The 19,938-nt window shown below is 71.4% G+C and carries 16 protein-coding genes and 3 tRNA genes; 13 read left to right on the forward strand and 6 right to left on the reverse strand.

Annotated elements, in window-relative coordinates:
• The first annotated feature begins 120 nt into the window (after positions 1-120).
• The 7 genes from GPA04_RS06500 (at position 121) to GPA04_RS06530 (ending at position 8,906) form a co-directional block, all read left to right on the forward strand.
• Positions 121-4,314, forward strand: a complete 4,194-nt coding sequence (locus tag GPA04_RS06500) for a DUF7507 domain-containing protein (RefSeq protein ID WP_156223268.1) — start codon at positions 121-123, stop codon at positions 4,312-4,314.
• Between the two features lie 117 nt (positions 4,315-4,431).
• Entirely contained in the window at positions 4,432-6,045 is a 1,614-nt protein-coding gene (locus tag GPA04_RS06505; protein ID WP_156223269.1) for a helix-turn-helix transcriptional regulator, read from the forward strand.
• 141 nt (positions 6,046-6,186) lie between these two features.
• Positions 6,187-6,262: transfer RNA gene (locus GPA04_RS06510), tRNA-Glu, on the forward strand.
• A gap of 22 nt (positions 6,263-6,284) precedes the next feature.
• Positions 6,285-6,358 (forward strand) — tRNA-Asp (locus tag GPA04_RS06515).
• A gap of 49 nt (positions 6,359-6,407) precedes the next feature.
• Positions 6,408-6,483 (forward strand) — tRNA-Phe (locus tag GPA04_RS06520).
• Positions 6,484-6,766: 283 nt separating this feature from the next.
• Positions 6,767-7,411 carry a DUF5701 family protein gene (locus GPA04_RS06525; protein ID WP_156223270.1) on the forward strand — a complete coding sequence of 215 codons (645 nt, stop codon included), beginning with the start codon at positions 6,767-6,769 and terminating at the stop codon, positions 7,409-7,411.
• A 25-nt stretch (positions 7,412-7,436) separates the two neighbouring features.
• Positions 7,437-8,906 (forward strand): UDP-N-acetylmuramoyl-L-alanyl-D-glutamate--2,6-diaminopimelate ligase, encoded by a 1,470-nt coding sequence (locus GPA04_RS06530; protein ID WP_156223271.1) that lies wholly within the window; start codon positions 7,437-7,439, stop codon positions 8,904-8,906.
• 91 nt (positions 8,907-8,997) lie between these two features.
• On the opposite strand, the gene GPA04_RS06535 is transcribed toward GPA04_RS06530, so the two are convergent.
• The 4 genes from GPA04_RS06535 to GPA04_RS06550 all read right to left on the reverse strand — a co-directional run bounded on the left by GPA04_RS06535 (position 8,998) and on the right by GPA04_RS06550 (position 12,640).
• A complete protein-coding gene (locus tag GPA04_RS06535) occupies positions 8,998-9,453 on the reverse strand; it encodes a VOC family protein (protein WP_156223272.1) in 456 nt (151 codons plus the stop codon).
• A 10-nt stretch (positions 9,454-9,463) separates the two neighbouring features.
• Entirely contained in the window at positions 9,464-9,955 is a 492-nt protein-coding gene (locus GPA04_RS06540) for a helix-turn-helix transcriptional regulator (RefSeq protein ID WP_156223273.1), read from the reverse strand.
• A 19-nt stretch (positions 9,956-9,974) separates the two neighbouring features.
• Complete coding sequence (locus tag GPA04_RS06545) at positions 9,975-11,507, reverse strand: DUF4153 domain-containing protein (RefSeq protein ID WP_156223274.1); 1,533 nt, start codon at positions 11,505-11,507, stop codon at positions 9,975-9,977.
• Positions 11,508-11,584: 77 nt separating this feature from the next.
• The gene (locus GPA04_RS06550; RefSeq protein WP_156223275.1) at positions 11,585-12,640 is read right to left on the reverse strand and encodes an acyltransferase; all 1,056 of its coding nucleotides are present in this window, start codon (positions 12,638-12,640) and stop codon (positions 11,585-11,587) included.
• Between the two features lie 183 nt (positions 12,641-12,823).
• Here GPA04_RS06550 and GPA04_RS06555 point away from each other — a divergent pair, with 183 nt between their 5' ends.
• The 6 genes from GPA04_RS06555 (at position 12,824) to GPA04_RS06580 (ending at position 17,095) form a co-directional block, all read left to right on the forward strand.
• The gene (locus tag GPA04_RS06555; protein ID WP_170299345.1) at positions 12,824-14,116 is read left to right on the forward strand and encodes an ABC transporter substrate-binding protein; all 1,293 of its coding nucleotides are present in this window, start codon (positions 12,824-12,826) and stop codon (positions 14,114-14,116) included.
• A 60-nt stretch (positions 14,117-14,176) separates the two neighbouring features.
• The gene (locus GPA04_RS06560) at positions 14,177-15,079 is read left to right on the forward strand and encodes a carbohydrate ABC transporter permease (RefSeq protein WP_156223276.1); all 903 of its coding nucleotides are present in this window, start codon (positions 14,177-14,179) and stop codon (positions 15,077-15,079) included.
• Positions 15,076-15,969 carry a carbohydrate ABC transporter permease gene (locus tag GPA04_RS06565; protein ID WP_156223277.1) on the forward strand — a complete coding sequence of 298 codons (894 nt, stop codon included), beginning with the start codon at positions 15,076-15,078 and terminating at the stop codon, positions 15,967-15,969. The genes GPA04_RS06560 and GPA04_RS06565 overlap by 4 nt, the downstream gene beginning before the upstream one ends.
• An 83-nt stretch (positions 15,970-16,052) precedes the next feature.
• Positions 16,053-16,454: a phage holin family protein gene (locus GPA04_RS06570; protein ID WP_241680644.1), complete on the forward strand. Its 402-nt coding sequence runs from the start codon at positions 16,053-16,055 to the stop codon at positions 16,452-16,454.
• A complete protein-coding gene (locus tag GPA04_RS06575) occupies positions 16,451-16,717 on the forward strand; it encodes a DUF3618 domain-containing protein (protein ID WP_156223278.1) in 267 nt (88 codons plus the stop codon). Before GPA04_RS06570 ends, GPA04_RS06575 begins: the two co-directional genes overlap by 4 nt.
• 195 nt (positions 16,718-16,912) lie before the next feature.
• Positions 16,913-17,095, forward strand: coding sequence for a DUF3073 domain-containing protein (locus tag GPA04_RS06580; RefSeq protein ID WP_156223279.1), 183 nt, complete (start codon positions 16,913-16,915; stop codon positions 17,093-17,095).
• A 29-nt stretch (positions 17,096-17,124) separates the two neighbouring features.
• Here GPA04_RS06580 and purM read toward each other — a convergent pair whose 3' ends face one another.
• Positions 17,125-18,243 carry a phosphoribosylformylglycinamidine cyclo-ligase gene (gene purM / locus GPA04_RS06585; protein ID WP_156223280.1) on the reverse strand — a complete coding sequence of 373 codons (1,119 nt, stop codon included), beginning with the start codon at positions 18,241-18,243 and terminating at the stop codon, positions 17,125-17,127.
• Positions 18,244-18,329: 86 nt separating this feature from the next.
• Positions 18,330-19,865, reverse strand: a complete 1,536-nt coding sequence (gene purF / locus GPA04_RS06590) for an amidophosphoribosyltransferase (RefSeq protein WP_156223281.1) — start codon at positions 19,863-19,865, stop codon at positions 18,330-18,332.
• Positions 19,866-19,938: the final 73 nt, after the last annotated feature.

The following is a 19,938-nucleotide window of genomic DNA, read 5'->3' on the forward strand; positions in this document are numbered from 1 at the left end:
ACGCGATCGTTGATCGCACGGTTCGTCGACCGATTCGCTTACGCCGACGCCGTCCCGCAGAGCCGCCACGGAGCGAGCCGACGGCGTCGCCAGATGGAGCAGATCGGGGAGGAACTATCCATGAGCAGCAGACGTGTGCGCTCCGCGCACGAGAAGGATCCCAGGCCATCGGTGCCACGTCGAGCGCCGCGAGGCAGCGGCGTCCTCGCGCGTGCGTTGCGAGGAGCCCTCGCGGTCGCGCTGGCGACCGTGGCGCTGACGGCGGCGGGCGCCGCCACGACCACCATGACGGCCAGCGCCGCACCGGGCGACCCCTTCGACCCGGCCGCGGCTGCGGTCTTCATCTCACAGGGCCGCAACGCCACGGTGCTCTACACCGGGGTGCAAGCCGGACCTGAGTTCTCCTACGTCGAGGAAGGCGCGGGTACCCATGACTACAACGGCATGGGCTACAACGCTCTCGACAACTACATCTACGCCATCAGCACCGAGATCAACCACCTCATCCGCATCGGCCAGGGCGGCATCACCGAGGACCTGGGTCCGATCGCCGGTCTGGACGGCATGCAGTTCAACCAAGGCACCTTCGGGGCCGGCGACGACGCCGGCACGTTCTTCGTCCGCAGCCAGAACGACACGAGCACGGTCTTCGCCGTCGACGTGACCACGGTCGAGGCCGCCGCGATCGTCGTCGACGAGGACCTCCCGAACTTCGCCGACCTCGTCTACCTGGACGGCTACCTCTGGGGTGTCGACGGCACCAGCCAGATCTGGCGGATCGACCTCGGGTCCGGCGCGGTCGCCAGCTGGCCGATCGCTGTGGAGCTCGCCTCGTTCGGTGGGCAGTGGCTGTACGGCAACGGCAACCTCGGTCTGGCGAACAACCGGACAGGTGAGATCACGCAGATCGAGGTGAGCAACGCGGGTGCCGACAACCCGACCTTCAGCATCATCACGACGTCGCAGGGGCCGGCATGGGACACCTCGACCGTCAACTACGACGCGACCAGCAACCTCGGCGCTGACGTCGATCTCAGCATCGAGAAGTCCGGCCCGTCCAGCTACATCCCTGGCAGCACCGTGACCTACTACTTCAATGTCACCAACCACAGCGACGTCGCCTCCAGCGGGTACTACTTCCAGGACCTGCTGCCGGCGTCGATGTCCAACCTGTCCAGCCCGAACGACGAGTGCTCGTTCGAGGGCAACCTCATGACCTGCGTCGACGGCAGGACCGCACCTGGTCAGTTCTTCACCTTCATGGTCACCGGGACGGTCACGGGCACCATCGAGACGCTCACCAACACGGCGACCGTCACCGGTAACGAGAACGACCCGAACCCCGACAACAACACCTCGACGGTCACCACGCCGGCGAACTACGCGCCGGGCGTCTCGGTGGTCAAGTCGGCCGCTCTTCCCGACGGCGAGCCCTTCGCCACCGGCGGCACGCTCGAGTACAGCTTCCTGGTGACCAACACCGGCAACACAGCGCTCACCGGCATCGTGGTCAACGAGGGCGACTTCACCGGCACCGGCGATCTCGGCGCGATCGAGTGCCCGACGACGACGCTCGCCCCGGGGGCCAGCACCACCTGCACGGCCGACTACACGCTCACCCAGGCCGATGTCGACGCCGAGCTGATCACGAACTCGGCGACCGTCACCGGCACGCCGCCCTTCAGCCCGCCGATCACCTCGACGCCGTCGACCTTCGACTACGAGGACGAGGCCGAGGACGGGCTGACCCTCACGAAGACCGCCCTCCCGGCCACCAGCGGCACCGTGGGCGAGGAGATCACCTACAGCTTCGACGTCACCAACACGGGCGGCTCCACGCTGACCGACGTCAGCATCGAGGAGGGTGCCTTCAGCGGCACGGGCGACCTGGGTGCCATCACGTGCCCCGACGCACCGCTCGCGCCGGGCACCACCATGACCTGCACGGCGCCCTACGTGCTCACGCAGGCCGACATCGATGCCGACGGCGTGACCAACACCGCTACGGCGACCGGGACCCCGCCGGGAGGCGGCACGATCGACTCGCCGCCGTCCTCGGTGACGGTGGAGACGCCGGACGCGCCCGCCATGACGCTGGTGAAGTCGGCGACGCCGACGACCGCCGGCACCGCCGGGACCGAGATCACCTACTCGTTCACGCTGTCGAACACCGGCAACGTGACGCTGACCGACGTGCACGTCGACGAGACCGAGTTCACCGGGACCGGCGACCTCTCCGCCGTGACCTGCTCGAGCACGGCCCTGGCTCCGGGCGCCTCGACGACCTGCACGGCGCTCTACACGCTGACCCAGGCCGACGTCGACAACGGCGGCGTGACCAACACCGCGACCGGTGGCGGCACGCCCCCGGGCGGCGGCGTCACGGACACCCCGCCCTCGACCGTCACGGTCGACTCGCCCGACGACCCCTCGCTCACGGTGGCCAAGTCGGCCTCCCCGGTGGGTGCGGCCGCGGGCAACCCTGTGACGTACTCGTTCCTGGTGACCAACACCGGCAACGTGACGATCGACGAGCTCGCTGTGGTCGAGGTGGACTTCTCGGGCACGGGTGACCTGTCTGCGATCAGCTGCCCCGCCACCACGCTGGCACCTGAGGCGACCACGACCTGTACGGCGACCTACACGCTGACCCAGGCCGACGTCGACAGCGGCTCGCTCGAGAACACGGCCGTCGCCACGGGCAACACCCCCTCCGGCGGCAGGTCCGACTCGCCGCCCTCGCAGGTGGAGGTGCCGCTGCCGCCGAACCCGTCGCTGAGCGTCGTGAAGACCGCGACCCCGGCCACGGTCGACCGCGCCGGCGAGGAGGTCACCTACAGCTTCCGGGTGATCAACACCGGCAACGTGACGATGAGCGGGATCACCGTTCAGGAGCAGGACTTCACCGGCACCGGTGACCTCTCCGAGATCCTCTGCCCGGTGACCACGCTGGCTCCGGCTGCGGAGACGACCTGCACCGCGACCTACGTGCTCACCCAGGAGGACGTCGACGCGCGTGGCGTCACCAACGTCGCCACCGCGGCCGGCACCCCGCCCGGCTCGGACACGCCGGTGGAGTCACCGCCCTCGGAGACCACCGTCGGGAGCGACCCGGCACCGGGGCTGAGCGTCGTCAAGACCGCGAGCCCGGCCTCGGCATCGGCGGTGGGTGACGTGATCACCTACGGCTTCCTGCTGACGAACACCGGCAACGTGACGCTGTCGGACGTGGCACCGGTGGAGGGCGAGTTCTCCGGGAGCGGTGAGCTGTCCGCGATCGAGTGCCCCGTCACGGTCCTCGCGCCGGGCGACGACGTCACGTGCACCGCGACGTACGAGCTCACGCAGGAGGACGTGGACGCCGGAGCCGTGACCAACGTGGCGACAGGCACCGGAACACCTCCGGGCGGCGGCACGCCGGTCGAGGCACCACCGTCCGAGATCGTCGTCGAGGTGCCGTCCGCGCCGGGGATCACCCTGGTCAAGACCTCGGACGTCGAGGAGATCACGAACGCCGGTGACCAGGTGCTCTACAGCTTCCTGGTGACCAACACCGGCAACGTGACGCTCACCGAGATCGTCGTCGACGACGGCGGGTTCACCGGCACAGGCGAGCTGGACGCGATCGAGTGCCCCGCCGTCGTGCTCACCCCGCAGGAGTCCATGACCTGCGAGGCGGCCTACGTCGCGACGCAGGCCGACGTCGACTCCGGGTTGCTCAGCAACACGGCGACCGTGACCGGCGCCTCGCCGGGGACCGAGGCACCGCCGGTGACCTCGCCGCCGTCGGAGGTGAACATCGAGGCACCGCACGCACCCGGGATCGGACTGGTCAAGACCTCGGACGCCGCGACGATCACGGCGGTGGGCCAGACCGTGACGTACAGCTTCCTGGTGACCAACACGGGCAACGTGACGCTGAGCTCGGTGGCCGTCACCGAGGGTGCGTTCACCGGTGCGGGCGACCTCTCGGAGGTCGCGTGCCCGGAGACGTCGCTGCTCCCCGGCGAGGAGATCGTCTGCACGGCGAGCTACACCGTGCAGGAGGCCGACCTGACCGGTGCGGCGCTGTCGAACACGGCGACCGCGAGCGCCGCACCCCCGGGCGACGGCACGGGTGGCGGTGACCCGATCACCTCGGACCCCTCGACCTCGGAGTCCGGTTCGGTGGTTCTCTCCGAGGACCTCCCGACGACTGGCGCTCAGATCGGGTGGGGTCTCGCCCTGGGTGCTCTGGTGCTGCTGCTGCTGGGTGGAGCCCTGGTGCTCGCCCGGCACAGCAGGCGTGGGGCGGACGAGGTGCTCCCCCACTGAGCCGCCTCGCACGGGGTCCCGCGCACGCCGTGTGCGTGCGCGGGGCCCTGTTCTGCGCAGATGCCCTAACCTCTCCTGGACACGGCCGACCCGAGAGCGGCCCGGTTCGGGGGAACCTTGGCTTCGCACGACGCACCTGGGACCGTGCTCGGGGCGCCCACGCCGCCCAGGCAGGCCGGCGGCGCGGAGGGCAACCCGGTCACCGCCCTGCGCGAGGCGCTCGCAGCCGAGCAGTGGTCCGTCGCCGCGCGCGTGATCGGCAGGTCCTGGGGCCTGCTGATCGAGGAGTTCCCCGCGGACCTGGACGCGGCGTTCCAGGCGCTCCCGCTGGAGTCGTTGCGCACGGCACGCGGGGTGGCGGCCATCCGAGAGATCTGGCTCGCCACCAGCATCGAGCCGCAGCACGTCGTCCCGGCGAGCGGGCCGACACCGGCGATGGAGTTCGCCGGGTCGCTCGCCGACGCCGACGCCCGCCACCCGGTGCTGGACGAGCTTGCGCTCGCGTGCGCCCAGATGGTCGCCGCACGGATGGGCGGGCGCCACGGAGAGGCGCTCGACCACGCCCGTCGCGTGGAGACGCTCAGCCACGTCGTCGAGACGACCGTCCCGGCGGCGCGGCGCGTGCGGCAGCCGCTCGCTCTGCTGCAGGCCGGCATCACCCGCGCTCTGGCCGGCGAGGTCTGCGGCGCGCTCCCGCTGCTGCAGAGCGCGTACGAGCGCGCGCCCTACGGACGCTCCGACTACGTGGCCAAGGGCGCCGCCGGGAACCTCGCGCTCTTCCACGCCGTCGAGGGCGATCTCGACATCGCACGGCGGTGGCTGGCCCGCCACGACGAGCTGCCGTCCAGCCCTTCCCCGCACACCAAGCGGGTGCTGTTCACCGGCGACCTCGCACGAGCGCTGATCGCGATCGAGACGTTGGACCGCGACGGAGCCGAGGCGGCGCTCGCACGGCTGGAGCCCGGGATCAACGCCGAGCAGAGCTGGGGACCGGTCGTCACGTTCCTGCACGCCCGCCACGGCGTGGTGTGGGGCGACCGGTACCGGGCGCTGTCGTGGCTGCAGCGTGACTCGACGCGCTACGCGGGCAGGCTCGGCCCCGTCAGCCTGATGGGCGCGCTGCTCGTGGCGGCCGAGGTCGATCTGCTGCTCTCCCTCGGTCGGGGCGACCAGGCGCTGGCGCGGCTCAACCGGGCCGAGTCCTGCCCGGTTCTCACGGCGGCCCGGGCGCGCCTGGAGCTGCTCGCCGGGCGCCCGGACGAAGCGGCGCGCCTCGCCGCCGAGGCTGCCGACATCACGCACAGCTCCCGGGTCCGGCTCGAGGGCCTCGTGGTGCAGGCCGCCGCGGAGCTGCGCAGCGGCGACGAGCACGACACCCGGGAGGCGTGGCGGCGCGTGCAGGAGGCGGCACGCTCCACCGGCGCCCGACTGCAGCTCGCCGCGCTGTCGTGCTCCGATCAGCAAGGTCTGCTCGCGCTCGGCGGCACGCCGACGCCCGCGCCGCTGGAGCGACCGATGTTCCCGCCCGCGATCGCCCTCGTGCGCCTGACGAACCAGGAGCTGCTGATGTTGCGCGGGCTGGCCTCGTTCCGGTCGCAGAAGGAGCTGGCCGACGCCATGTTCCTCTCGCTCAACACCGTGAAGACGCACCTGCGCGCGGCCTACCAGAAGCTCGGCGTGTCCAGCCGCGCCGAGGCTCTCACGGTGGCCGGAGGTGCAGGACTGCTGTGAACCGGGCGATCGCCGCTGTGCCCCTGTCCGTGCTGGCCAGCGCGTGGGATGTCCCACAGCGAGCCGGTTTGCTCCCGGGCCTGCCGCTCCCTTATGCTCGTCGAGGTTCTGGGGCGTCTGGAACGTGGGGGCGCCTGCTGGGCCCCCATCGTCTAGCGGCCTAGGACCCCGCCCTTTCACGGCGGTAGCACGGGTTCGAATCCCGTTGGGGGTACCAACTCGTGCAGTGAGCAGTACCTGGCCCCGTAGCTCAGTTGGTTAGAGCGCCGCCCTGTCACGGCGGAGGCCGCCGGTTCAAGTCCGGTCGGGGTCGCGGAACGGTATCGCCGGAAGGCCCACCAGTTTGACGGCGACGCCGCCACGGCTCTGTAGCTCAGTTGGTAGAGCGTTCGACTGAAAATCGAAAGGTCACCGGATCGACGCCGGTCGGAGCCACCACTCGCAGCCCTCGGGAGATCTCCCGGGGGCTGTTGTGCTTCTCCGCGGGAACTGTTGCCTCTCCGCGGGAGAGTCGCCCCTCCCTGGGCGGGCATTTTTCGACGCTGTTCCGCTCGGATCACCCGTGTGAACGTTCACCCGCGCGACGGGCGACGACTTCTGCCCGCGCCGCAGCGGAGCGGTGCCCACCCGGGGGCCGTGGCAGCGGGGTCAGCGGCCCGCGACCGGGAACTTCGCGGGCACGCCGACCGTTGAACCTCGGCCGATCGACAAGGGAGACCCGTTGCCCACCACCGCCGCTGCCACCGACCGCACCACCGTCGCCGAGCTCGAGCGCCAGCTCGAGAACCTCTTCCGCCTCGGCTACCCCGCCCTGATGAAGACGAGCGAGACCGACCTGCGCTCCGCCGTCGAGCGGCTGGCGGCCCGGCTCCCCGACCGGCCGAGCGCGGTCCGCCCCGAGGACCACGTCCCGTTCGTGATCGTGCCGGCCGCCGCGCCGCTGCGCCAGAGCGCGCTGCTGATGACCAAGGACGACCGCCCCGCGACCCTGATGATCGAGGACGAGCACCTCGGCCTGTACGCACCGATCGAGGCCGTGGACCTCCCGGACGCGCCGGTGTACCTGCTCACCGACATCGACACCGGGTCCGACCTCACGAACGTCACGCCCGAGACCGCCGTGACCACGATCCTCGGCCGCGGGCGCACGCCGCTCACGATCGCCGAGGGCATCGCGCTCGTCACGCAGCGGCCGGACATGCTCCGCAAGAACAAGTGCTTCTCGCTGCCGGCCTCCCGCCGCGGCAACCAGCAGGTGCCGGCGATCTGGATCTCCCAGCGCGCCCCGAAGCTGGGGTGGTGCTGGGACCGCAACCCGCACACCTGGCTGGGGTCGGCGTCGGCCGGTGAGCGCATCGCCGGGTAGCCGCCCGCGGTGGGACGATGAACCCATGCAGCTGCGCGACCTCTCCGACGCCGTGGGTGCCGCCCCCGGCGGGCGGCCCGCCGACCTCGACGTCAGCGCGGTCACGCACAACACGTCGTGGGTGACCCCAGGCGCGGCCTATGTCGCGATCCGGGGCGCCCGGGTCGACGGGCACGACTTCGTCGACGCCGCGATCGCCGCCGGCGCGGTCGTGGTGATCGGTGAGGGAGCGCCCGACGGCGTCACGTACCCGGTCCCGTACCTCACCGTGGTCTCGGCGCGCGCCGCGCTGGCCGACGCCGCGGCCGCCATCGCCGGCAACCCCAGCCGCGCGCTGCGGGTGGTCGGGGTGACGGGGACCGACGGCAAGACCACCACGAGCTGGCTGACCCGGCACCTGCTGCGCGCGGCGGGCCTGGCCACCGGGCTGCTCTCGACGGTGGGGTACGAGCTCGCCGACGGCGAGCTGCGCCACTTCCCCGCGCACTTCACCACGCCCGAGGCGCCCGAGGTGCAGCGCGTGCTCGGTGAGCTGGTGCGCACGGGCGCCCAGGCCGTGGTGGTGGAGGCCAGCAGCCACGCGCTCGCGATGGACCGGGTGCGGGCGGTGGACTGGGACGTCGCGGTGTGGACCCACCTCACGAGCGAGCACCTCGACTTTCACGGCAGCCTGGAGAACTACTTCGCCGACAAGGCCAAGCTGGTCGAGCGCGCGCCGTTCGCGGTCCTCAACGCCGACGACCCCTGGACCGCGCGGCTGCGCGGTCGGGCGAGTGCCGAGACGTTCTACTCCGCTGACGGCGGGGAGGCGGACTGGGTCGCCCACGACATCGCCGAGCTGCCGGACGGGCTGAGCTTCGCCGTCGAGAGCCCGCTCGGCAGCTTCGCCGCGGTGCTGCCGATGATCGGCCGGTTCAACGTGGCCAACGCGCTCGCCGCGATGGCGGCGGCGCACCGGCTCGGGGCGACGGCGGAGCAGCTGGTCGAGGGGCTGCGCACCTTCGCGGGCGTACCCGGCCGGATGGAGCTGGTGCCGGGTGATCCCGAGCGTGACCCGCGGGTCATCGTGGACTTCGCCCACACGCCCCCGAGCCTGGAGAAGGCGCTGACCACGGTGCGTGCGACGACCGAGCGGGAGCTCTGGGTCGTGATCGGGTCCGCCGGCGGGCCGCGCGACCCCTCGAAGCGGGCGCCGCTGGGCGAGGTCTCAGCACGGCTGGCCGACCACGCGGTCTTCACCGAGGAGGACCACCGCGACACCCCGCTCGCCGACATCCTCGCCGAGATGGAGCGCGGCGCCCGGGGACCCGGGACGACCACGAGCATCGGCGACCGGCGGGCGGCGATCCGCCACGCCGTCGGGCAGGCACGCCCCGGCGACACGGTGGTGCTGGCTGGCAAGGGCCCTGAGGACACGCTCGAGCGCGACACCGAGACCATCCCCTGGGACGAGGTCGACGAGGCCCGCCAGGCCCTCCGCCTCCGCCACCCCTGACCCGCTTTCACCGCACTTCCGACACCACGTCGATGTCAACGCACTTCCGGGCTGTTCGCCACGTGTCGGAAGTGCGGTGAAAGCGGGGACGTCAGGAGGCGGGGGACTCGATGTCGTCGCGGGTGATGGCGTCCGGGTCGAACGAGCGGGGCTCGACCATGACGATCCAGTTGCCGGAGTTGTCACGGATCAGGGCCTCGACGCCGTAGGGGCGGTCGGCCGGCTCCTGCAGGATCGTGACGCCCTGGGCTGCGAGCGCCTCGCAGGTGGCGCGGCAGTCGTCGACGTTCAGGCCGACGCCGGGCATGCCGCCGGAGTCGAGGGAGCGGCGGATCTGGTCCTGCAGCTCGTCGGTCAGGGGCGGTCCGGGAGTGGTCAGGTGCAGGTGCAGCTCGGGCTGGTTCGGGTGCACGACGGTGAGCCAGCGGAAGTCCTCCGCGAGCCGGATGTCGTCACCCACCCGAAAACCGAGGACGTCGGTGTAGAAGGCGAGCGAGGCGTCCTGGTCCTTCACCCACACGCTGACAAGGGAGACGTTCGTGATCATGGTGAGCACGCTACGGACGCCGGGGCTCGTCCCGCTTCTCCGCGCTTGCTGTGCCCGCTGTGCTCGCGGCGCCCGCTGAGCCCGCGTCGCCGGGCGCCCTCTCGACCAGTCCCCACATGAACACGTAGCAGCCCGGGATGCGCGGCGCACCCGTCGCGGCGTACCGCGCCTGGAACTCGCTCGGCGACTCCCCCACGATCTCGCGGAACCGCGAGCTGAAGGAGCCCAGGCTCGAGAACCCGACGGCGTGGCACACCTCGGTCACGGACAGGTTCGTCGCGCGCAACAGGTCTTGGGCACGCTCGATGCGGCGTTCCGAGACGTACGCACGCGGGCTCACGCCGTAGGTCGCGGTGAACAGCCGGTGGAAGTGGAACTTGCTGAGCCGTGCCACGGCCGCGAGCGCATCCAGGTCCAGCGGCTCGGCGAACCGGGCGTCCGCGTGGTCTCGCGCGGCGCGCAGGTGGACGAGCACGTCGCCGTGGGCCCGCGTGGTCGTCACCCGGACGACGCTAGCGCCGTCAGAAGCCTTGCGTGCACCGCGGGGCGATGGTGGCGTCGTCGAGCACCGCCGCCGCCTGCTCGCGGGCGAGGTTCCACTCCCACACCGACGTCGGCTGCGGGACGCCGCGCGCCTCGAGCAGGCACGAGCGCAACGGGTCCGCGAGACCGGCGATCGCGGGCACGGCGTCGGCGGAGAGCTGCTCGAGGTGCCAGACGTCCACCGGCACCTCCAGCAGCTGCGTGTTGTACCGGACCATCTGCGCGTCCGGGTTGAGCAGCGCCAGCGCGAGCACCGCGAGACCGGCCATCCTGACCACGGCGAGCGGCAGCCAGCGTGCGCGCCAGCGGATGCCGGCGGCGAGCACCAGCACCAACGTGGCCCCCATGACGATCTCGCCCACGGTCGCCAGCAGCCTCAGCTCGGTCAGCCCGTACGCCTGCACGTACAGCGCCATCCGGCTCAGCGCCGTCACGACCACGCCGAGCGCACCCGCGCAGAGCATGCCGAGCGCCGTTCTCGCGGCCATCCGGTCCTGGCGGTCCTCGCGGGGTGCGCGGCGCGCGAACCACGCCACGATCGCCAGGGTCAGCGCCGTCACCACCACCAGCTGACCGAACCCGGCTCGCGCGTACTCCGCGTAGCTCAGCCCGGCGGTCCGGCGGACGTAGCTCTCACCTCCGGACGCTGCCACCACCTGGGTCAGCAGGAACGCCAGCATCAGGGCGTCCAGCGCCAGCACCGGGACGTACCACTCGGCGCGCCGGCTCGCCGCGGCGCGGGGCAGCCTGACCCTGGCCCAGGTGGGCCGGCGAACCGCGAGGCTCGCGATCGCCAGCGCCACCGAGGTGGCCAGCACGCCCACCACGACCTGCCCGGGCAGCCGCATCAGGTCGAGCGAGGGCAGCAACGTCGCGAACACGGCGTCCGCACTGGCGAGCAGGGCCGCGAATACGACGAGGAGGATCAGCGTGACGACCGCCGTCCGCACCCAGCGCAGCACCTCGGACCGGCGCCCGGTGGCAGCGCGCGAGACTCCCGACGCCAGCCAGCGGGTGGCGCGCGCGGCGGCAGCGGGAAGGGTCGGTGTCGCGAGCACGATGCCGAGCGGGCTCCGGGCTCCGGTCGCCGCGACCGCAGTCAGTCCGAACGCGGCGAGCAGGCAGAGCGCCACCACCCACTCGGCGTCCCGGACCGCGGCCATCGCACCCAGCGCGACCGCCAGCGCAGCCGTGAGCAACCTGCTCCACTCCCGGGCTCGGACGAGCGCGGGGACCGACGGCGCCCACAGCAGCGGGACGGCGAGCGCGAGCCCCAGCCCGGGCCGGTGCCCGGCGACCAGCAAGGCCACAGCGACGCCCGCACCGAGCACGCCCCCGACGAGCGGGAGCGGGATGGGGCGCGTGTGTGCCGCAGCGAATCGCCGGATCGCCCGGCCCGCCGGTCCCGGTGGCGAGGGCTCCATGAGCTGCCGGGCCCGATGCGGCAAGGCTGGGTACGACGCCGCCGAGGACGCAGGGATCGGGGCCGGGCCGGAGGCGACGTCGCTCATGGACGCACGCTAGAACCGGGTCGCGGAAGGAGTGCGGGAGAGAGTCGGGAGCCCGCGTGCGGATCCCGTGGAGGACCTCAGAGCACGCGTCGCACCACCGGAACCCGCCGCAGCGGGAGGACGACGGCGAGGGTCGCCGCCACGACGACGAGCAGCCGCAGGAACAGCGTCGCCAGGTCGGGAGCGGGCTCGTTGCCCCCCAGCCATGCTGTCGCCTCGAGCACGGCGATGACGCTCATGTGGAAGCCGAAGATGCCCATGGTCGCGCCGCCCACCTCGTTCCCGATCGTCATCGCGGGTGGCCGCAGCAGGGAGCGCAGCGCCCCGTCCGGTGCGAGCAGGCCGTGCGCGAGCAGGAACACGCCGATCGAGTACAGCGCCATCCCGGCGCCGTAGTAGCTCACCGGCGCTGCCGAGTGCAGCCACAGCGGTGCGGCCTCGTTCTCCCACTGCCACGCGGCGAGCGCGCCGAGCGCCACGGTCGCCGCTCCGACCGCCACCAGCGCGCCGCCTCGCACGCGCACCTCCCGCAGGGCCCAGCCGAGCAGGTAGTACCCCAGGTACGGCACCCACCACAGCGCGGCGTTCTCGAGGTGCTCGCTCAGCAGCGAGGTGCCCGCCAGCAGCGCCGTGCCGAGCAGCGCCACGCCTCCGCACACGCCGGTACCGGTCCGACCCCAGCGCCGGATCAGCGGCATCAGGACCGGCGTCACCAGCGACAGCCCGAGCACGATCCAGAAGAAGTACAGCTGCGTGTACAGGTCACCGACCACGATGCGGCGCACGACGTCGGACGCCACCAGCTCCTCGCCCCGCAGCGCGCGAACCCCGACGTACCAGGCGTGCCAGAACACGATCGCCGGCACCAGCCGCAGCGCCCGCCGGCGCAGGAACTCCCTGCTGCCGCGGTACCGCGCCGGGTCCAGGTTCAGCGCGCCGCTGACCATCACGAACACCGGGACGGCGAAGTGGCTCCCGAAGTCCAGCAGCAGCGCCACGACACCCGTCGGGTGCGAACGGGCGTCGGGAGCAGCGGCGGTCGAGGCGGTGGTGTGCACCACCATCACGGCCACGATGGCGAGCGCGCGCAGCCAGCTCAGCCACGCGGTCGCCGAGACATCGGTACGGGGCACCGAGCAACGGTAACGAATCGATAACGATCGACGGCGACCGGCCGCCGTCGGGCGACCGCTTTCCTCCAGGTCACGACTTCGACACGATCCCGGCGAGGTCCACGACACGTCAGCGGCACGACGTGAGAGCGCGCACAATGTCGGGGGCCGGGCAGGCCCGGCGAAGTCGACGAAGGAGTCACGATGCGACGAATGACAGCCCTGGCGGTGGCCTCGGCCGCCGCGCTCGCGCTCGCTGCCTGCGGCAGCGGCAACAGCGGTGGTGGCGGCGGCGACGGTGGCGGCGGTGGGGGCGGGACCGAGAGCACCGACGTCGAGGTCTTCACCTGGTGGGCCGCCGGCTCGGAGCTGACCGGCCTGGAGGCGCTGGAAGGGGTCTTCGCCGAGCAGCACCCCGACTTCACGTTCGTCAACGGCGCGGTCGCCGGCGGCGCCGGTTCCGCCGCGAAGGATCTGCTGCAGACCCGCCTGCAGGCCAACGACCCGCCGGACACGTTCCAGGCGCACGCCGGCGCCGAGCTGCAGGACTACATCGACGCCGGTCAGATCGAGGACGTCTCGGGCCTGTACGAGGAGTTCGGCCTCACGGACGCGTTCCCGCAGGACCTCATCGACCTGCTGACGGTCGACGGTGCGATCTACTCGGTCCCCTCGAACATCCACCGCTCCAACGTGGTGTGGGCGAACCCGAGCGTGCTGGAGTCGGCCGGTCTCGACCCGAGCACCCCGCCGGCTGACATCGACGCCTGGATCGAGGACCTGCAGACCGTGCAGGACAGCGGCGTCCAGACCCCGCTCTCGGTCGCGGCCCCCTGGACCCAGGTGCACCTGCTCGAGACCGTGCTGATGGCCGACCTCGACCCCGAGACCTACATCGGCCTCTGGGACGGCAGCAGCGACTGGACCGGCCCCGAGGTCACCGCGGCGCTCGCCCACTTCGAGACGCTGCTCGGCTTCACGAACACCGACCGCGACGGGCTCGACTGGCCCGACGCCACCCAGATGGTCATGGACGGCACCGCCGCCTACAACGTGATGGGCGACTGGGCCGTGGCGGCCTTCGAAGAGGCCGGCATCGAGCGCGGCGAGGGCTTCGTCGAGTTCCCGGTGCCGGGCACCGACGGCAGCTTCGGGTTCCTCGCGGACTCGTTCACGCTCCCGGTCGGCGCACCCAACCCCGACGGCGCGACCGCCTGGCTGGAGACGGTCGGGTCCCTGGAGGGTCAGGTCGCGTTCAACCAGGCCAAGGGTTCGATCCCGGCGCGCACCGACGCCGACCCGGCCGAGTTCTCCGAGTACCAGCAGTCCGCGATCGACTCGTACGCCAACGACACGATCCTGCCCTCGCTGGCTCACGGCGCGGCGGCTCCGGTGGCCGTGCTCAACGCGATCACCGATGCCGTGAGCAAGTACACGGCGGGCGGGTCGGACATCGCGACCCTGCAGACCGAGCTGGCCGCGGCGGCCGGTTCCTGACACGCGACGCGCCCGGTGCCTCGAGTCCTCGGGGCACCGGGCGCCCGTGGCTGCTCTGACATGAGACGAGTCAAGTCCTGGGGCCCACCGCTGCTGCTGCTGGCGCCCTCGATCCTCGTGATCGCGGTGTTCGTGTACGGCCTGATCGCCGTCAACGTCAACACCTCGCTCACGGACAACCACACCGCGGCGCAGGCCAACGGGGTGGCACCGATCTCCTTCGTGGGGGTGCAGAACTATCTCGACCTGCTGGCCTCCCCCGCCTTCCAGCACTCGCTGAAGAACCTGGTGCTCTACACGGTCACGTTCCTCGTGGGCACCCTGCTCATCGGGTTCGTGTGGGCCTGGCTGCTGGAGCGGCCGATCCGCGGCGAAGGCATCTTCCGCTCGATCTACCTGTTCCCGATGGCGGTCTCCTTCGTGGCCTCCGGCGTCGTCTGGCGCTGGCTGCTGAACTCGAACCAGGGCGAGGCCGCGAGCGGTCTCAACCGGCTCTTCCAGATCGTGGGGCTGGACGTCCTGCAGAACCCGTGGTGGAACAACATCACCTGGGGCATCGCCGCGATCGCCCTCCCAGCGATCTGGCAGCTGTCCGGCTACGTGATGGCGCTGTTCCTGGCCGGGTTCCGGGGCATCCCGGACGAGCTGCGCGAGGCGGGCCGGATCGACGGCGCCTCGGAGTGGCAGGTGTACCGCCACGTGATCTTCCCCCAGCTCACGCCGGTGCTGCTGTCGGCGCTGATCATCATCGGCCACATGTCGCTCAAGTCCTTCGACCTGATCATGTCGATCTCGAGGCCCTCGAACTACCAGACCAAGGTGCCGGCGGTCGACATGTACGTGTTCAAGTCGAGCTATGACTTCGCGAGCTCGGCGGCAGTGGGAGCGATCCTGCTGATCATCGTCGCGGTGCTGATCGTTCCCTACCTCATCCACAACGCGCGCAAGGACTCGGGCCGATGACGGCGACCGCACCCGTGGCGCCCGCCGAGCTCGTGGCGGCGCGCGACCGACGACCCGCACCGCCCCGCTCCCGGTACTCGTGGCCCCGCACGTTGCGCTACCTGGCGCTCCTGGCCGGGCTGGTGATCGTGATGATCCCCGTCTACGTGCTGGTGGTCACGAGCTTCAAGACCGGTGGCGACGCGACGCCCTCGCAGGCCTGGTCCCTGCCCACCACCTGGACGGCGGACAACTGGGTGCTGGCGTGGGACGCGCTCTCCCCCGCGCTCGGGCGGTCCATGCAGATCGTGGTGCCCGCGGCGATCATCTCGGCCTTCCTGGGCTCGATGAACGGGTTCGTGCTCAGCCGCTGGGGCTTCCGCGGCGCCGATCTGGTGTTCACGCTGATCCTGTTCGGGATGTTCATCCCCTACCAGGCGGTGATGATCCCCCTCAACCAGCTGATGCTGAACCTCCAGGTGCCCTCGGGTGTGCCCACCCTGATCCTGCTGCACATCGTCTACGGCATCCCGATCACCACCCTGATCTTCCGCAACTACTACGCCTCGATCCCGCACGAGCTGATCGAGGCGGCACGCATGGACGGCGCCGGGATGCTGCGGACGTACGCCTCGGTGGTGCTGCCGATCTCGTTGCCGAGCTTCGTCGTCGTGCTGATCTGGCAGTTCACCTCGGCGTGGAACGACTTCCTGTTCGCGGTGTTCTTCTCGACGGCGAACACCGGCCCCGTCACGCTCGCGCTCAACAACCTCGCGAACGGCGCCCAGCTGCAGAACTACGGCGCGTCGATGGCCGGCGCGCTGCTGGCGTCGTTGCCCACGCTGGTCGTCTACATCATCCTCGGCAAGTACTTCGTCGGAGGCCTGATGTCCGGTTCGGTCAAGGGCTGACGGCATGCTGGGCGCGCCGGGGCGGTAGTGTCAGCAGCAGCCGGCGCCCGCACGAGGGTGCTGCAAGGAGAGGGGTGATCACGGTGACTCAGACGTCCCCACGCCCAGGAGGCGAACCGTCCCTGGGGCAGCTGATCGGCAAGATGACCGAGACGGTCTCTGCCCTGGTTCGCGACGAGATCCAGCTCGCCCAGGTCCAGCTCACCGAGAAGGCCAAGGCGCTCGGGACCGGAGGCGCGCTGTTCGCGGTCGCCGGCCTGTTCGGCCTGTTCGGGCTCGGCTGGCTCCTCCACGCGGCCTATCTGGGGCTGGCCGGCGTGCTGCCGGACTGGGCCGCCGCGCTGATCGTGGCCGGCTCGGTGCTGCTGATCGCGGCGATCGCCGCCCTCGTCGGCAAGAAGCTCATGGACAAGGCCCCCGCGCCCGAGACCAAAGAGAACATCCAGAAGGACATCGACGCGATCAAGGCGGGGGTCGGCTCATGAGCCAGCAGCCGCAGGCCAGCAAGCGCAGCGCCGAGGAGATCGAGGCGGATCTGCGCCGCGCGCGCGAGGAGCTGACGCGCACGGTCGACGAGATCTCCGACCGGCTCGACCCGAAGAAGCAGGCCCAGGCCGCCGCCGACAAGGGCCGCGCGTTCGTCGAGGACGTCAAGGCTGGTGAGCCCCGCGCCGTGCAGATCGCTGCAGGGGTCGGCGCAGCGGTCGCCGGCATCGTCGGACTGGCGCTCCTGCGTCGCAACCGCTGACCGCGTCGAGGAGATCTCGCCGGCCGACGGCGAATGTCTCGCCATGCGGTCCACTCACGTCCTGAGGGCGGACGCGTCAGCGCATGAGATCGCGCGCTGACGAGGTACCCTGGGATCACGACACATTGATCAGACCCGATCGCGCTACGTCCGCCGGACGATGTGTGGATCGGTCCAAGCGGAGGGGGTCACGCCATGGGGCGCGGCCGTCAGAAGGCCAAGCAGACCAAGGTCGCTCGGCAGCTCAAGTACTACAGCCCATCGACCGACCTCAGCGCTCTCGAGCGCGAGCTCGGCAATGGCTCGTCCGACCAGCCGTGGGAAGCCCCACCGGCTGAGGACGAGGACGACGACTGGCCGGAGGCTAGTGGCCGTTGAACTCCTGACGGAAGCTCAGGCTCGGTGAGTCACGCTCGCCGGTAGCTGCCTGAGAGGCGGACCGCTCCGCCGTCGACGCCCTTGGTGCCGGTGACGTAGTCACCGGTGCTGATGTCGCTGCCCGGAGCGGGCTCGTCCTCCACTCGGCCGAGCACCCACGGTGCCAGGCCGAGCTCGTCCGCGCGCGCGAGCGCCGCGTCGGCGCCATCGGCCCCGACCACGGCGACCATGCCCACGCCCAGGTTGAGGGTGTTCTCCAGGTCGGACCACGGCACCGCGCCGAGCTCGCGGATCAGGTCGAAGATCGGCGGGACCCCCCAGGAGCCGCGGTCGATCTCGGCGACCGCGCCGGCGGGCAGCACACGGGCCAGGTTGGCGGCGAGACCGCCGCCGGTGACGTGCGTGTAGGCGTGCACCTGGCTCGCCGGGTCCTGCGCGAGCGCGAGGCAGTCGGCGGCGTAGACCCGGGTGGGCTCGAGCAGCTCCTCGCCCAGCGTGCGGCCGAGCTCGGGGACGTGCCGGTCCAGCTGCCAGCCCGCGTGCGCGATCACCCGGCGCACCAGCGAGTAGCCGTTGGAGTGCAGGCCCGAGCTGGCCAGCCCGATCAGCACGTCCCCGCCTCGGACACGATCCGGACCGAGGACCTCGTCGGCCTCCACGACCCCGGTGCAGGCACCGGCGACGTCGTACTCGTCGACGCCGAGCAGCCCCGGGTGCTCCGCGGTCTCGCCGCCCACCAGGGGGACCCCGGCCAGCACGCAGGCCTCGGCGATGCCGCGCACGATCGCCGCGATCCGCTCGGGGACGACCTTGCCGCAGGCGATGTAGTCGGTCATCAGCAGCGGCCTGGCGCCCACGACGACGATGTCGTCGACGACCATGCCGACCAGGTCGTGGCCGATGGTGTCGTGGATGCCCATCGCCTGCGCGATCGCCACCTTGGTCCCGACGCCGTCGGTCGAGGTCGCCAGCAACGGCCGGCGCATGTCTCGCAGCGCGGAGGCGTCGACCATGCCGGCGAACCCGCCGAAGCCACCGAGGACGTCCTTGCCGTGCGTCGCGCGCACGGCGTCCTTCATCAGCTCGACGGCGTGATCGCCCGCCTTGGTGTCGACGCCGGAGTCGGCGTAGGTGATCGGCTCGGTCATGGCGGCAGGTCTGCCCATCTCGTCAGGTCCTCACCGAGCTGTGGCGCGCAGCGCGGCAGGAGAGGAAGGTCGTCGGGGTTCGAACCTCAGGGGTGCCGGAGCGAGCCGGACCCGCCCGCCGCGACCGTGAGGCTGGTGAGCCCGTCCTCCGGTGCGCCGAGCGGGAGCTCGTCCTGGTCGCGCAGCGCGAAGCTGTGCTCGGACACCGGGATCGGGTAGTCGCCGGTGAAGCACGCGCTGCAGAGCTTCGAGGACGGCTGCTCGGTGGCCTCGATCATGCCCTCGAGCGAGATGTAGCCGAGCGAGTCGGCGCCCAGCGAGGCACCGATGTCCTCGACCGAGAGCCCGTTGGCCACCAGCTCGGCGCGCGTGGCGAAGTCGATGCCGTAGAAGCACGGCCACTTGACCGGCGGCGAGGAGATCCGCACGTGCACCTCGGCGGCGCCGGCCTCGCGCAGCATCCGCACGAGCGCGCGCTGGGTGTTGCCGCGCACGATCGAGTCGTCGACGACGACGAGCCGCTTGCCCCGGATGACTTCCTTGAGCGGGTTCAGCTTGAGCCGGATACCGAGCTGCCGGATGGTCTGCGAGGGCTGGATGAACGTGCGGCCCACGTAGGCGTTCTTGGTCAGCCCCTGCCCGAACGGGATGCCCGACTCGGTGGCGTAGCCGATCGCGGCCGGGGTGCCGGACTCCGGGGTCGGGATCACCAGGTCCGCCTCGACGGGGTGCTCGCGCGCGAGCGCGCGACCCATCTCGACGCGGGCGGCGTTGACGCTGCGACCCGCGATCGTGGTGTCGGGCCGCGCGAGGTAGACGTACTCGAAGACGCAGCCCTTGGGCTCGGGCTCGGCGAACCGGCAGCTGCGCAGACCGTCGGCGTCGATCGAGATCAGCTCGCCCGGCTCGACCTCGCGCACGAACGCGGCACCGACGATGTCGAGCGCGGCGGTCTCGGACGCGACGACCCAGCCCCGCTCCAGCCGGCCCAGCACGAGCGGGCGGACCCCGTGCCGGTCACGGGCGGCGTAGAGCGTGTCCTCGGACATGAACGCGATCGAGAAGGCGCCGCGGACCCGTGGGAGCACCTCGAGGGCTGTCGCCTCCAGGGTGCGGTCGGGATCACCCGAGAGCAGCGCCGTCAGCACGAAGGTGTCGGTCGCGCAGCGGTCGACGAGGTCGTTCCGCTTCTTCGGCCCGTACCGCTCCTCGACCAGCCGCACCAGCTCGCCGGTGTTGGTGAGGTTGCCGTTGTGCGCGAGCGCGATCGTGCCGTCCGAGGTGGGACCGAGCGTGGGCTGGGCGTTCTCCCAGGTGGAGGCGCCGGTGGTCGAGTACCGCACGTGGCCCAGGGCGATGTGCCCGGTCAGCGAGGTCAGCGCCATGTCGTCGAAGACCTGCGAGACCAGCCCCATGTCCTTGTAGACCAGGATCTGCTCGCCGTTCGAGGTGGCGATGCCGGCGGACTCCTGGCCCCGGTGCTGGAGGGCGTAGAGGCCGAAGTAGGTGAGCTTCGAGACCTCTTCACCAGGTGCCCAGACCCCGAAGACCCCGCACTCGTCCTGCGGACCCTTGTCGTGGGGATCGACCTGGTGGGTCAGTCGTCCATCGCCGCGCGCCACACCCTCATCGTCCCACACCCCGCGCGCGGCGGGACCGCGACCTCATCGACCGGCCCGCCCCGCGTGCCGGACC

This window comes from Pseudactinotalea suaedae (assembly GCF_009733815.1).
Lineage (GTDB): Bacteria > Actinomycetota > Actinomycetes > Actinomycetales > Beutenbergiaceae > Pseudactinotalea > Pseudactinotalea suaedae.